This is a genomic window from Bacillus pumilus, from assembly GCF_038738535.1.
GTDB lineage: Bacteria > Bacillota > Bacilli > Bacillales > Bacillaceae > Bacillus.
Genome location: NZ_CP046128.1, coordinates 3,460,973 through 3,474,760, shown reverse-complemented (window position 1 = coordinate 3,474,760; position 13,788 = coordinate 3,460,973). Strand labels below are relative to the sequence as shown.

Annotated in this window: 12 protein-coding genes; 5 read left to right on the top strand and 7 right to left on the bottom strand. The window is 42.6% G+C overall.

What is annotated here, in order from left to right:
- Nucleotides 1-79 precede the first annotated feature (79 nt).
- The 4 genes from GKC25_RS17745 (at nucleotide 80) to GKC25_RS17730 (ending at nucleotide 3,077) form a co-directional block, all read left to right on the top strand.
- Nucleotides 80-418 (top strand): zinc ribbon domain-containing protein YjdM, encoded by a 339-nt coding sequence (locus GKC25_RS17745; RefSeq protein ID WP_034660533.1) that lies wholly within the window; start codon nucleotides 80-82, stop codon nucleotides 416-418.
- A gap of 326 nt (nucleotides 419-744) precedes the next feature.
- Nucleotides 745-1,674, top strand: coding sequence for an ABC transporter ATP-binding protein (locus tag GKC25_RS17740; RefSeq protein ID WP_034660532.1), 930 nt, complete (start codon nucleotides 745-747; stop codon nucleotides 1,672-1,674).
- Nucleotides 1,671-2,624, top strand: coding sequence for an ABC transporter permease (locus GKC25_RS17735; RefSeq protein WP_034660531.1), 954 nt, complete (start codon nucleotides 1,671-1,673; stop codon nucleotides 2,622-2,624). The genes GKC25_RS17740 and GKC25_RS17735 overlap by 4 nt, the downstream gene beginning before the upstream one ends.
- 24 nt (nucleotides 2,625-2,648) lie before the next feature.
- The gene (locus GKC25_RS17730) at nucleotides 2,649-3,077 is read left to right on the top strand and encodes a DUF4064 domain-containing protein (RefSeq protein ID WP_034660529.1); all 429 of its coding nucleotides are present in this window, start codon (nucleotides 2,649-2,651) and stop codon (nucleotides 3,075-3,077) included.
- Nucleotides 3,078-3,123: 46 nt separating this feature from the next.
- Here the strand turns inward: GKC25_RS17730 and GKC25_RS17725 are convergent, their stop codons facing one another.
- The 7 genes from GKC25_RS17725 to GKC25_RS17695 all read right to left on the bottom strand — a co-directional run bounded on the left by GKC25_RS17725 (nucleotide 3,124) and on the right by GKC25_RS17695 (nucleotide 12,716).
- Nucleotides 3,124-4,452 carry a CitMHS family transporter gene (locus GKC25_RS17725; RefSeq protein WP_034660528.1) on the bottom strand — a complete coding sequence of 443 codons (1,329 nt, stop codon included), beginning with the start codon at nucleotides 4,450-4,452 and terminating at the stop codon, nucleotides 3,124-3,126.
- A 297-nt stretch (nucleotides 4,453-4,749) separates the two neighbouring features.
- Nucleotides 4,750-6,816 carry a beta-galactosidase gene (locus GKC25_RS17720; protein ID WP_342689867.1) on the bottom strand — a complete coding sequence of 689 codons (2,067 nt, stop codon included), beginning with the start codon at nucleotides 6,814-6,816 and terminating at the stop codon, nucleotides 4,750-4,752.
- 23 nt (nucleotides 6,817-6,839) lie between these two features.
- Nucleotides 6,840-8,048: a glycoside hydrolase family 53 protein gene (locus GKC25_RS17715; RefSeq protein WP_342689866.1), complete on the bottom strand. Its 1,209-nt coding sequence runs from the start codon at nucleotides 8,046-8,048 to the stop codon at nucleotides 6,840-6,842.
- Nucleotides 8,049-8,061: 13 nt separating this feature from the next.
- Entirely contained in the window at nucleotides 8,062-8,904 is an 843-nt protein-coding gene (locus GKC25_RS17710; protein WP_342689865.1) for a sugar ABC transporter permease, read from the bottom strand.
- Nucleotide 8,905: 1 nt separating this feature from the next.
- On the bottom strand, nucleotides 8,906-10,144 hold the full coding sequence (locus GKC25_RS17705; RefSeq protein ID WP_342689978.1) for a sugar ABC transporter permease: 1,239 nt from the start codon (nucleotides 10,142-10,144) through the stop codon (nucleotides 8,906-8,908).
- Nucleotides 10,145-10,282: 138 nt separating this feature from the next.
- Nucleotides 10,283-11,548, bottom strand: a complete 1,266-nt coding sequence (locus GKC25_RS17700) for an extracellular solute-binding protein (RefSeq protein ID WP_342689864.1) — start codon at nucleotides 11,546-11,548, stop codon at nucleotides 10,283-10,285.
- A gap of 172 nt (nucleotides 11,549-11,720) precedes the next feature.
- Nucleotides 11,721-12,716 carry a LacI family DNA-binding transcriptional regulator gene (locus tag GKC25_RS17695; RefSeq protein ID WP_095285593.1) on the bottom strand — a complete coding sequence of 332 codons (996 nt, stop codon included), beginning with the start codon at nucleotides 12,714-12,716 and terminating at the stop codon, nucleotides 11,721-11,723.
- Between the two features lie 172 nt (nucleotides 12,717-12,888).
- Between GKC25_RS17695 and GKC25_RS17690 the strand changes: the two genes are divergently transcribed.
- Entirely contained in the window at nucleotides 12,889-13,788 is a 900-nt protein-coding gene (locus GKC25_RS17690; protein ID WP_034660520.1) for a LysR family transcriptional regulator, read from the top strand.

Genomic DNA, 13,788 nt, shown 5'->3' with positions numbered 1-13,788 from the left:
TTCCTTTTCTATCACAATCCTTTCTATAGAAATGTGGTAAAATTGTATGAAATAAAATAGAAAGTTGGAGGAAACACAAATGTCTAATCTACCGAATTGTCCTACATGCAGTTCAACGTATACTTATGAGGATGGCAGTCTGCTGGTTTGTCCTGAATGTGCGCATGAATGGTCGCTAGAACAAGAAGAAGCGGCAGAGGAGCAGCTTGTTGTCAAAGATGCAAATGGAAATCTGTTAAGTGACGGGGACACGGTCTCTGTCATCAAAGATTTAAAAGTAAAAGGTTCTTCTTCCGTTTTAAAAATAGGGACGAAGGTCAAAGGCATTCGTTTAGTGGAAGGCGATCATAACATTGATTGTAAAATTCCTAGCTTTGGCGCAATGAAGTTAAAATCAGAGTTTGTGAAAAAGGTATAATAACGAAAGGAGGCTGTCAGTAAGAGGCCTCTTTTTATTTCTTTATTTATAGGTGAAAGGAATAATCTTAAACAGAATTCCATACATATATACCTGTTGAAAAAGGTTCATTTTTAAAAAAATCAAGCCTCTTTTCACATAAAAAATTGCTGTTTTCTTAACCCTACCTTAAAAAAGGCAGATGATTCGCTAAATTTTGCCTAATCCCCTTCACAACTTTTGGGCATTGCTGTACCATATGGAAGTGTTCTTCTATTTTTAACGGATCATGGTGTTTATCAGGAAATAGATGATAGATAATACTTAGACAAAGAAGGAGAGGTAACGTGACGAACGTTTTAGAACTGCATAATGTATCTAGGCATATTCACGGGAAAAAGATCGTTCAAGACTTGAGCTTTTCTGTCCAAGCGGGCGAAGTCTTTGGCTTCTTAGGACCAAACGGCGCAGGGAAAACAACAACCATTCGCATGATGGTCGGTCTTTCTCCAATTACATCTGGCGACATTCTGATTAATGGTCATAGTATTCAATCCTCATATCAGCATGCCATCCAAGATGTTGGTGCCATTATTGAAAACCCAGAAATGTATAATCACTTAACAGCCAGACAAAATCTTGTTCACTTTGCCAGAATGAATGGGAAAGTGGATGAAGGGCGAATTGATGAGCTGCTAGAGCTGGTCAGCTTACAGCACGTGAAACATAAGCGTGTCCGTACGTTTTCATTAGGAATGAAGCAGCGTTTAGGCATTGCGCAGGCTCTTATACATAGACCGAAACTGCTGATATTAGATGAGCCGACCAATGGACTTGATCCAGAGGGAATTCGCATGATACGAGATTACTTGAGAAGGCTGGCAAAGGAAGAAGGGCTGGCTGTTATTGTTTCAAGTCACCTCATGTCAGAAATGGAATTGATGTGTGATCGTTTTGCGATTATCCAAAAAGGAAAGCTGATTGCGATTGAGGATCAGCGTACAGAGACGAATCAAGACGAACTGGTCAATTATCGAATGAAGGTCGCATCCGGTGAGCTGGAAGAAGCGCAGAAGCTCATTGGTGTATTTGAGGAAGGCACGACTGTAAGAGAAGAGGAGCAGTATTTATTCTTCTCCTTGCCAGAAGAGAAGATGCCGGAATTGATTCGTCATTTGAGTGACGCGTCCATTCATTTGTACGAAATCAAAATAGAAAAACAAACCTTAGAAGATAAGTTCTTAAGCTTAACAGGTAAAAAGGAGGCAGACGTATGATTCGCCTCATTCAAAACGAGTGGATGAAGATCAGTTATCGTGTTGGAACTTGGATTATGGTTGGACTTCTTGTTTTAGGTATGATTGCCACACTGATCTTTGCACTTAAAACAAATGACGAAGATCAATCATCCGGAGCTTGGAAAGACCAACTAGAAATGATGAATACTGAGAACAAGAAGGAACTCAAAGAAACAGAAAATGGTTTCTTTAAAAGAAGCCTTGAAAAAGAGATCGCTATTAATGATTATCGAATCAAGCATAACTTACCGCCAGCTAATCAGTTTAGTGACAGTGTATGGGATTATGTGAAAACAAACGCCAATTTACTTCAGCTTGTAGGTGTGTTTGTGATCATTATTGCTTCCACCATTGTCTCGGCTGAATACAAGCATGGTACAATTAAATTATTATTGATTCGCCCACCATCAAGGCTAAAGATCCTAATATCTAAATATATTACGGTGCAGCTATATGCTCTTTTACTTGTTGTGGTACTGTTTATCTTGTCATTTATATTGGGTGCCATTTTCTTCGGCCTCAACACTGATTATGTGAATTTGGTCTATCAAAATGGTGAAGTGATTGAACGTTCGCAGTTTGCAAATATGGTCTTTTATTATCTTGCTCATTGTGCAATGTTTGTCGTACTGGGAACACTTTCGTTCGCCATTTCTACAGTATTTAGAAGTGAAGCTATCTCCATCGCTATTAGTGTGTTAGCTTATATTGTGGGTGGATCAATTACAGGTATTTTAATGCTCTTCTTTGATTGGGCAAAATATTTGTTATTTGCAAATGATCCATCTCAATATTTTATGGAAGAGGTTACTCTTATCGAAGGTATGTCTCTAGGATTCTCATTAACAGTCCTAGTCATCTATTGGGCTATTTTCTTGGCGATTGCCTTAATTGTCTTCCAAAAGCGAGAAGTGAAAACAGGCAGTTAATTTAACTTTTTAGGAGGTTTACACATGATTAGACGGAAAGGTGAAAAAATTATGGGGATTATTAGTATTGTCCTCAATGCCATTGGTGTTGGATTTGGAGCATTAATTCTCTCCTTAGGTCCATCATTTTATGATCAAATCAATGAAGTGTTGCAAGAGGAAGGAGAAACATTGCCGATTGAAACGCTTCAGGCTTCGGTTAATGCATTTGGTACTCAGTTCATGGTCGTTTCCGCAATTGCGGCTGTGCTATCGATTGTCGGTGTGATTTTCTTGAAAACAGACCGCCGTGCCGTGCTTTCAGGTATTCTTTTCTTGGTGTCTGCTGTGACTCTTTTGATTGGAACAGTCGGCCTTGCATTTGCTCCAATGGTTCTATTGTTTATCATTGGATTGATGTCTCTTATTAGAAAGCCGAAAACAGACATTCACACGAGTGAATATCCTTCATAAATACAAAGAAAAAGACATGCGTCGTTGTACGCATGTCTTTCTTTTTTTAAATGATACCGATCAGCATCGCAACGAACAAAAGGATAATACTGAATCCCCACATCCAAAAGAAGGAGTAGCGGATGTGTTTCCCCATATCGACTCCCGCAAGACCTATCGCAAGCCAAACGGCTGGAGCGAGTGGACTGACAAAGGTTCCGATGATGTTTCCAATCATCATGGCATACGCAGCGGAAGTGCCCGACACGCCAACCTCAGATGTAATCGATTCGACAATTGGAAGTAGAGCATAATAATAGGCGTCTGTGCTTGTCAGCATATCCAGCGGTACCCCAAACATCCCAACAATGATATGTAAAAATGGAAGCAGGAAAGCAGGTAGAATCTGAATGCTGTCCACAGCAATAGCTTTTAGCATGCCCGTTCCTTCGAGAATTCCTAAAAATGAACCTGCGGAGAAAATAACGGCAGCCATCATGAGTGCACTAGGTGCATGCGCCTTGATTCTCTCCATTTGTACATCCACTTTCGGATAGTTAATTAATAGTGCGAGAGAAAGACCAATCATAAACATATAACTAGCCGGAATCACGTTGAGCACAAGAAGGACAACAACGGCTACAAACAGAATGAAATTCACCCAAATCAAGTGATAACGTTTTAAAGCGGCATCACCTGTCTCGCTAATGGATTGAATAGCCCGGTCCCAATCTGCGCCTTCTAATTGAACAGCAGCGATTTCATTTGCGGCGATTTTGACCCGAATGCGTTTTTCTTCTCTTTTTCCTAAAATAAATGCCATTCCTAATACGAGAACGACCCCAATGAGCTGAATGGGAATGAGCGGCACCCAAAGTTCAGATGGGTCCATATTAAGGACACTCGCTGCCCGTCCTGTGGGGCCAGCCCACGGCACCATATTCGTTAAGCCGGCACTTGTCCCGATCAATAACAGCAATAAGTACGGACTCATATGTAATTTTTTATAAAGTGGAAGCAGTGCAGGTACAGTTAATAAAAATGTAGTCGCTCCTGCTCCGTCTAAATGAGCGATGACTCCTATTAGAGCTGTTCCCATCGCAACCGTGACAACATTTCCCTTTGTCAGTTTAATCAGTGTTTTTATTACAGGTTCAAAGAACCCTGTATCTTGTAAAATACCAAAAAATAAAATGGCGAAGATGAACATGGTCGCCACTGGCAGTACTTTGATAATCCCCTCTTCAAAGAAAGATTGAATGTCATTGATTCCAAATCCTGCGATGAATGCCCCGATTAAAGGCACCATGACCATGGCAACAATTGGACTTGCTTTCCCCCAAATCAGCAATACAACAATCGTTAAAATAATCAATAATCCAACAAACGTTAACATAAGTCCCTCCCCCTACAATAAACCGTTTACATTTTCTTGCTCTTTTTATGACAATGCAGTCCCATATCTGCATTGAAAAAAAGGGTATCAAAAATATGAGTATTAGGCAACCGCTTTCATACCTATACAATGGTAAAAAAGGATGGTGAATCCATTCACGGCGCGGTATCAAACATGTCAAAAAATTTAGATAAAATATAACGATTCAAGGGCATTTCTACAAGCAAATATATTTATATAGGTATTTGGAATCGTTAAAATAAAAGAAGCGTCCAATGAATGAACGCTTCTTTCAAATTATTTTTTCAAGATGACGTACTCGTAAGGGTCAAGCTGAAGCTGGTCTGGCACCTGCTCTTCAGACAGCATATTTTCATAGCTTTCCGCTGAATCTAGTGATATGTTCTGCTGCTCTTCTGTAAAATTCATCATAAATACATAGTCTTGCGTGCCATCTGTTCGTTTTTGTACACTAACTCCCTCTGGAATCACAGATGATAGGACGGGCTGTATACCCATTCCTGCGATGAGATCCTCGTAGAACTCATCATAAAAAATCTGCTCATTTTCGGAAGCCATATAGTATGCTTTTCCATCTCCAAAAGGATGGACAGTAAGGGCTGGCTGTCCTTCGTAGCAGCCATTCTCAAAATGCCCTAACACAGAGGCCGTTTCAGGATGAATGGATTCGCAATATTGCCCGACATGGTAGGTGCGTCCATTCCCTGTGGTTATTAACACATGTTCATCTGGCATCAATGTGTTGATTTCCTCAGCCCATATGCCAAGTACATGACGGAGAGGGCCGGGGAAACCACCGAGGAAACATAGGTCATTTTCGTCGACCATGCCGCTCCAATATGTCGCGATAAAAATACCGCCCTTTTTGACAAAGGCTTCGATTTTTTCTGCGACGCCTGGTTTGATCATGTAGAGCATTGGAGCAACCAGCACACGATAGGATGAGAAATCCTTTTCCATGCCGACAATGTCAACAGGGATGCCTTTTTTCCAAAAGCTTCGATAGTGAGTTTGACAAGCCTCTACATAGCGTTTGTTTGTATTATTTAAGCCTTGTGCATCATCAATGGCCCAGTGGTTTTCCCAATCGTATATGATGGCGACTTCTGGTTGTACGGACGTGCCCGCAATGGGCTGCAGCTGCTCCAATTGTTTCCCTAGATCAGCGACTTCTTGAAACACGCGCGTATGTTCGTGCCCGGAATGATCGACTACGGCGCCATGGAATTTCTCGGAGGCACCTCGGCCTTGGCGCCACTGGAAGTAAAGCACGGAGTCTGATCCGTGGGCAATCGCCTGTATGGCAGAAAGGTGTGCCATTCCTTTGTGTTTGACCTTATTCACTTCATGCCAGTTCACAAGGCTCGGTGTACTCTCCATAACGAGAAATGGCTGACCGTCCTTTAATGAACGATATAAATCGTGAACGAAGGCGACGTTTGACGCTAATTCGGAGGTTGTTTCCCTGCCGCTATGCCATGCTGGATAGCTATCCCATGAAATCACGTCGACCTCTTTTGCAAATTGATGATAATCCAGCCCAAGGAATGGGCGCATATGCGGGTAGTCGCCCATAAAGTTGGTGGTCACTGGGATATGAGGCGTCAATTCCCGCAGCGGTTCAATTTCATTTTGATAAAAATTGATCGTTTGCGCTGTGACAAAGCGTTTCCAGTCTAGGTTCATCCCGTGAATCATGTGCTCCCCGTGCGGTGTAGGTGATTCGATTTGTGACCAGTCACTATACGTGTGGCTCCAAAAACCCGTCCACCATGCTTGATTCAAAACTTCAAGGTCATGATTGTATTTGTCTTTCAAATAGTCCCGAAATGCTTCCTGGCAAAGATCACAATGACATTCGCCGCCGTACTCATTCGAAATGTGCCACATAATCAGTGCTGGATGATCCTTGTAGCGTTCAGCCAGCAGCCGGTTGAGTGTATTCGTTTTTTCTCGATAAACCGGTGAGGTGAAGCAATGATTATGGCGCAGTCCATGTAAATTACGCTGACGGTTCGCTTCGACGCGCAATACCTCTGGATATGCTTGTGACAGCCAAGCAGGTCTTGCCCCGCTTGGCGTTGCGAGAATGGCGTGAGCCCCCTGAGCTGCCAAGCGGTCCATGATGTCATCCAGCCATGCAAAATCATACTGCCCTTCTTTTGGCTCTAGCTTACTCCATGCGAAAATGTTGATGGAGAATGTTTGACAGTGTGCAAGCTTCATTAATCGAAAATCTTCGTCAATGATCTCCGGCATATGGAGCCATTGATCTGGATTATAATCGCCACCATGCAAAAAGCCTTTCACATTTGGGTGAACGAGTGGGTAACGCTTTCCCATTTTGTCACGTCCTATCCTTTTAATTACGGTGTCATTTGTTTAAATACATCAAGAGAAGGCAGTGCTTTTCCGTTGAAATCAAACATCGCTTGATTTTCCCAAGCATTTCCGACTGTACCGGTTGTTTGGATATAAGCCAGCCCGTATTGACTAGACCACGGAGCGCCTTTCGCTGGAATCCAAAGCGGCTCCCAATAAAAGAACCCTTTTCCGCAATTGTTTTTTACTTGTGAAATTTTCTCTGATAGATCTCGTATAAAAGATGCCTGACCTTGAGGTGAAGCCGGGTAGCCGGCTGTTTTGACAGAGTCTTGATTAAATGAATTCTCTAGGTTGTCGCCATTTGCTGTCGTAAACCCATAGGCGGTTTCCACAACAATCACGTCTTTGTGATAGCGGGCACTAATATCATTCATATTAGACGTCAGACCATTAAATCCACCGTCCCAATACGGGTAATAAGATAGACCGATCGTATCGAATGAGATGCCTCGTTTTGTGATTTCATCAAACCACCAGTGGGACGCACCATTGTCCCCTCCGTGTGCAAGGTGAAGCATGATTTTGATGTTAGAATCGACAGAGCGGACAGCATTTGTGCCAGCCTTTAGCAAAGCGGCGAGCCGGTCAAATTCCCCGCCGCCTTCACCCCAGCTCTTTCCATTTGGCCACAGCATGCCTGAGTTCAGTTCATTCCCAACCTGAACCATGTTAGGAAGGGCATTTTGTGCTCTCATCGCTTTGAGTACATCCCCTGTGTAAGTGCCGACCGCTTTTTCTAAATCGCTTTGTGAAAGAGATGCCCAAGCTTTCGGTTTGAACTGTTTACCAGGATCAGTCCAGAAATCACTGTAGTGAAAATCAAGCAGCACTTTCATATTTTGTGCTTTTGCACGTTTCGATAGAGCGATGGCTGTGTTTAAATCATTTGTCCCGCCGTTATAGGCACGGCCTTGGTTGTCGTATGGATGGTTCCACAGTCTAATGCGCACATAGTTGACGCCTTTTTCCTTTAATAGCTTGAGCGGGTCCACCTGTTTTCCGTTCTGGTCGAAGTATCTGCCGCCGCTTCTCTCTACTTCTGCAAGCATAGAGATATCGGCTCCTTTGATGAAATCACCTTGCAGTCCATTGATCGGCTGAACAGAAATCGTATCGGCTTTTGCTTCAGGCAAAATACCTAACCCCATAAAAAAGAAAACGACAACCGTGACGAGCATCCACTTTTTCATCAAATATCTCCCCTTATCCTTTTGTCCCGCCTTGTGTGAGGCCGGATACAAATTGTTTTTGTAAAACAAGAAACAATAAAGCGACTGGAATCGCAATGAGTAAAGCCCCGGCTGCAAAGGTCGTGTAGCTGGCCCCCATTTTGTCTGACACAAGATTGTACAGACCGATCGGGAGCGTATACATTTCGGGTGAGCGGACAATGACACTGGAGATGATGAAATCACCCAGTGGTCCTGTAAAAGAGTTGATGGCGACAACCGCCAAAATCGGCTTAGCAAGCGGCATGATAATCTGGATGAAAATCCGGAAATGCCCTGCGCCGTCCATTCTGGCTGATTCATCGAGATCCTTCGGAATCGCATCAAGATAGCCTTTCATTAAATACGTATTCATCGGAATTTGCCCGCCTACATAAATCAAAATCAGTGCAAGGTGGCTGTTAATCAGTCCAAGCATTTGAGCCAAAACAAAAATCGCAATCAGCGCTGAAAATTGCGGAATCATTTGCAGCAGCAAAAAGAGCATCAGCCCATTTTTCCGTCCTTTGAAACGGAATCTGGAAAAGGCATAGCCTGTAAAACTGACAAGAATTAACGTTAAGAGCATAGTCGCAATACTGATCTTCATTGAATTCCAATACCATTTTGCATAAAGTGCCCCCTGACCGAAAAAGAGCTCGGTAAAGTGGCTGAACGTTGGATTCATCGGAAACATACTTGTACTCATGAGGCTGTTTCCAGGATTAAAGGAAGCACCGATTGTCCAAAGCAGTGGATATAGAATACAAATGGAGGCAATGAAAAGGATAAAATAAGTAATGCTCAGGCGAATGAGCTTGTTTTGTTTTGATCCCATATCACATCATGTCCTCCTCTTTGAATGAATTCGTTCTCTTAAACTGCCAGAGTGCAATGGCGATGACAAAGATTGAAAGTAAAATCGTGACAGCCGCAGCGAGTGCATATTGAGAGGACTGCATCGTAAGTTTATAAATCCAAGAAACCAAGATGTCCGTTCCTCCAGCGGTTGACCCCGCAACAGGCGGTCCCCCGCCATTAAATAAGTAGATAATATTAAAGTTGTTAAAGTTAAACGTATATTGTGTGATAAGGATGGGTGCAATGGAATAGAGAACAAGCGGTAACGTGATGGACCGGAATTTCTGAAAAAAATCGGCTCCATCGATGGTCGCAGCCTCATATAAATCCTCGGGAATCGCCTGCAAAACGCCTGTTGTCATAATGAAAACAAAAGGAAATCCAAGCCAAGTCTGCATCGCAATGAGGGCAATTTTGCTCCAAAATGGATCTGTCAGCCATGGTTTTGGATCAATCCCTATCGATGCAAAAAGTGTATTGTTAATGGCACCAAAGGTATCATTGAACAGTCCAGCAAACACCAAAATGGTCACAAAGCCCGGAACAGCCCAAGGGAGAATCAAAATGGTTCTAAAAAACCGTTTTCCCTTTAAATCCTTCTGATTGAGCAGAACCGCTAAAAAGATGCCGATGGCACATTGAAGGGTCGACGCAGCCAAAGTCCATACGACGGTCCAGCCAAGTACATCAATGAAGGTGTCTCTCCAAATATCAATGGAAAAGATATTTTGAAAGTTCTTGATTCCTACCCAGTCGATCAGGTTGGCAGGAGGCGAGTGGTATAAATCGTAGTTCGTAAAGGCTAGCGCAAAGCTGAACATAATAGGAAAGACAACAGAAAATAGAAGTAAAAAGAAAGCAGGAGTGCTCATTAAGTAAGGGAAGCCTTGATCGATGAGCTGATGATATTGAGCACGGATGGAATGAAGCGGAACCCCTTGATCCCGTTTCTTTCCGTTCATAAAAGCATCACGCATCATGAGTACATAAAAGCCGATACCAAAACCAGCTGTTAACAGCGCAATAATCCCTTTGGCTAAAAGAAAAACAGAGTTGTCACGAGGCAGCATCGTCCCAAGTGTGAACAGCCCCCAGAAGCCAATATTGAATAAATCATAAAATACAATCAAAAAAGAGACGCCGAACAGGAAAAAGAGTGCCCCTTTGCCGTACTGTTTGTTGTATATCTGCCCCATCCCGGGTATAAAGGAGAACATTAGCGCCCGTCTCCGGTGTGTCTTTGATTCCACTGTGTGTGTGCGGTCTAGTTCAAGGTTACCCGTCACGTCTAACACCTACTTCATATGAAATTAGATCAACTACGGGCAGCTTGATAGACTACCCGCATTTGATGGTTATTTGGAGTGATTTGCTTTAATTTGAGAGTCGATTTGATTGACCGCATCATCAAATGCCTTTTTCACATCTGTACGCCCAGTTGCAATCAGCCCTAATGCGCTGTCAATCGACTTCCACACCTCTGCCATTTCAGGATTGTTCGGTGTCAGCGTGGCATATTTCGTTTGTTTTGAAACAGCATCCGCATTAGCGTTTTCCGTAATGATTGGATCTTTCATCAGTTTTTTCACTGGTGGAATTTCCTCTGTCAATTCAAAGCGCTTCTTCGAATTTTTTTCGTTCGTGATAAACTCAACAAATTTCTCAGCAAGTTCTTTATTTTTAGAATAAGAGGAGACGTTGTAGCTCTTTACACCTAAGAATGAGCTCATATGTTTTCCGTTAGGGAGTGTTGGCAGCTGGGCCACGCCATAGTCAATACCCGCCTCTTTGTATGGACCAAATGACCATGGACCAGAAATGACAGCTGCCGCCTTTTTCTCTGTGAATAAGGAGTTGAGGACATTGATTCCTTGTTCACCAATGATGCCTTTCGGGAAAAGCCCTTCGCTAAAGAATTTTTGAATGTATTCTCCGCCTTGGTTGGCGCCATCGTTGTTCAGACCAATATCATTGACATCATAAGAGCCGTCGCTTTTCTGCTTGAAAATATAGCCCCCTGATCCGCCTAACACACTTTGTGCATAGTAAATTTCATCCCATTTTGCAACAAAACCGTATTTCCCGTCTTTTGTCAGTTTTTTCGAAAGATCATACCAGCCATCAAGTGTCGTTGGTGCCTTTTTGACAAGATCTTTGTTATAGAAAAGCACCGTCGTTTCAACGGATTTAGGAAGGCCATACAGCTTGCCGTTTACCGTTTGTGATTGAATCGATTCGTCTGTGAAGGAGTCAATCACTTTTTGATCTGGCTTGATTTCCTGTAATAGCCCCTCAGTGACAGCTGATCCAATTTGATCGTGAGGCATCGTGATGACGTCTGGACCTGTCCCGGCTGCACCATCTAGACGGAGAGCTTCAACTTGGTCGGCATAAGCTTTTTCGACCACTTTGATTTTCACATCATTTTGTTTTTCGAATTCTTTTACAGCGTCTTGAAGCCCATCAGACTTTTTGACATCCTCCCACACTAGCAAGGTCTTTGTACCTGTAGATGCCGGCTGTGTACCGCTTGAATTGTCATCTCCCGGTCCGCAAGCTGAAAGCAGAAGCACAGCAGTACCAACGACTGCTAATAATGTCGCCCATTTTCCCTTTTTCATTGGTAATCCCCTCTCGTTCTATTTTCACAGATAATAAGAAAACGCTTTCTTAATGTGAGAATATCAACTTAAGTAAAAAAAGTAAACATATTTCATTAAATTTATTAAGTAAAATTTTTTACTCATATAGAGAGAAAAGAAGCCCTCCACATTGGACGGGGCTTCTAGTTGTTTATATCGTACTTTTTCGAAAGACAGGTTCTGAAGCAATCAGAACAGTTTTAGGTAATGTTCTGCCGTCCACAAGTCTTTCTAACAGTAAATCGACAGCTGTTTCACAAAGTAAAGACGTGTGGATATGATACGTGGTGAGCGGTGGTGACACATATTGAGACACATGAATATCGTTGATACTAAAGACGCTCACGCGGTTCGGCAGAGAAAATCCGCGCTCGTTTAATGCTTGTAAGCAGCCGATGGCAAGAGGATCACTAGCGACACAAAAAGCGGTGGGCAGGTCATCACCAAGCTCATCAATCGCCTTCATCATCAGCGAATAGCCTTCATCTACTGAGAAATGGTGACCGACATAGACCAATCGCTCATCAAGGACATTGTGAGCCATCATATATTCACGGAAAGTCGTTTCGCGAATATCTGGAATATGCACATTCGTATTCAGATCAAGGTCTGTGCCGCCAATGAATCCAATAGATGTGTGCTCTTTTTCAATAAAAGAATCGATGATCTTTTCAACAATTCGTTTCAGGTTTGGCTTTACAGAATCAAAACGGTCTTCATCCGGTGACGTATCAATAAAAACGATATGCTGGGTGATTGCATATAATTGATCAAGCTCTGACGTTTTAAATCGGCCGATGGCGATGATCCCTTCTGTAGAAGGATCAATGGAATGAAGCCCATCAGATGGATTGTAAGCGGTGACATTTAAACTCCGAGTATTGGTCAGTTCCTCAATGCCCAGTCGAATGGATTTAAAATAAATATCTTCAAGCTCTTCCTTTTCGGTCATCCAATAGAGAAAGGCGATTTTTTTTAATGAATGTTTGAATGTTTTCTTTTGATAGGACAAAGCTTCTGCGGCGGCGTATACTTTTTCGCGTGTTTGATCCGTGACAGATAGGTTGGGATCTTGGTTTAGTACACGAGATACAGTCGCAATGGATAATCCAGCTTTTTCAGCAATGTCCTTTATTTTAGCTGCCAAATCAGCACCTCCTATAGAAAATATCTCCTCCTAGTATAGAGTCTTTAAAAAAATTAGTAAATATTTTTATTAAATTATTTTCAATTAAGCGCTTCTTTACGCACTGGGAAGGAATTAGTAAGATATATATATGAAAGGTTTTGGATTAAGATTTCTGATAGGAGAGGGACCGATGTATTACGATGCACTGAAGACATTTGTGACAGTTGTGGAAGAGAAAAACTTTACAAAAGCAGCCCAAAAGCTGCGGATTTCTCAGCCGAGTGTCAGTCTTCATATTAAGAACTTGGAGCAGGAATTCCAGACCGTTCTGCTGAATCGTTCGCCAAAGCAATTAACGGTTACACCAACTGGGGATATGCTGTACCATCGATCAAAACAAATCATTCGTTTATATGAACAGGCGAAGCAGGATATTTATGAGCATCATCATCTGGCAAGAGGGAAGCTGACAATCGGGGCGAGTTTCACCATTGGAGAGTACGTGCTGCCGCAAATATTGGCAGAGTTTCATCAGCTCTATCCGCATGTTGATATTGAGGTGGTCATTGATAACACAGAGGCGATCGCCAGACATGTCCGCTTATTCCATGTCGACATCGGTTTGATCGAAGGACAGACCAATGACAAAGAACTAACTGTCGAAACTTTTCTAGAAGACGAGCTCTATATCGTGGCGCCATTAGATCACCCCTTTGCTAAGAAAAAGGATGTCACGATTGATCAATTGCAAAACGAAACATGGATCACAAGAGAAGAGGGATCAGGTACCGGAGAATACTTACAGCACGTCCTGAAATCAAATGGACTGAAAGCACGGACATTTGTGACATTTAGCAGCAATCAAGCGATTAAAGAAGCTGTGATCCACGGAATGGGGCTTTCCGTTTTATCTAAATATGTCCTCCAGCGAGGCAGCATTGGCGGTGAATTGGCTGTCATTTCTGTGAGAGGAATGGATTTCAAACGAAAATTCTCCTATGTCGAGTCACCAATGACAGGGGGAAATAAAAATAAAGAATTGCTCGTTGAATTGTTAAGGAAAGAGAGAAAAGACGCTTCTCCTCAGTAG

What these genes read in the sequence shown, in the direction of transcription:
- GKC25_RS17745 (WP_034660533.1), top strand. Translation starts at nt 80, where the DNA reads ATGTCTAATCTACCGAATTGTCCTACATGCAGTTCAACGTATACTTAT.
- GKC25_RS17735 (WP_034660531.1), top strand. Translation starts at nt 1,671, where the DNA reads ATGATTCGCCTCATTCAAAACGAGTGGATGAAGATCAGTTATCGTGTT.
- GKC25_RS17730 (WP_034660529.1), top strand. Translation starts at nt 2,649, where the DNA reads ATGATTAGACGGAAAGGTGAAAAAATTATGGGGATTATTAGTATTGTC.
- GKC25_RS17725 (WP_034660528.1), bottom strand. Translation starts at nt 4,452, where the DNA reads ATGTTAACGTTTGTTGGATTATTGATTATTTTAACGATTGTTGTATTG.
- GKC25_RS17720 (WP_342689867.1), bottom strand. Translation starts at nt 6,816, where the DNA reads ATGGGAAAGCGTTACCCACTCGTTCACCCAAATGTGAAAGGCTTTTTG.
- GKC25_RS17715 (WP_342689866.1), bottom strand. Translation starts at nt 8,048, where the DNA reads ATGAAAAAGTGGATGCTCGTCACGGTTGTCGTTTTCTTTTTTATGGGG.
- GKC25_RS17710 (WP_342689865.1), bottom strand. Translation starts at nt 8,904, where the DNA reads ATGGGATCAAAACAAAACAAGCTCATTCGCCTGAGCATTACTTATTTT.
- GKC25_RS17705 (WP_342689978.1), bottom strand. Translation starts at nt 10,144, where the DNA reads ATGTTCTCCTTTATACCCGGGATGGGGCAGATATACAACAAACAGTAC.
- GKC25_RS17700 (WP_342689864.1), bottom strand. Translation starts at nt 11,548, where the DNA reads ATGAAAAAGGGAAAATGGGCGACATTATTAGCAGTCGTTGGTACTGCT.
- GKC25_RS17690 (WP_034660520.1), top strand. Translation starts at nt 12,889, where the DNA reads ATGTATTACGATGCACTGAAGACATTTGTGACAGTTGTGGAAGAGAAA.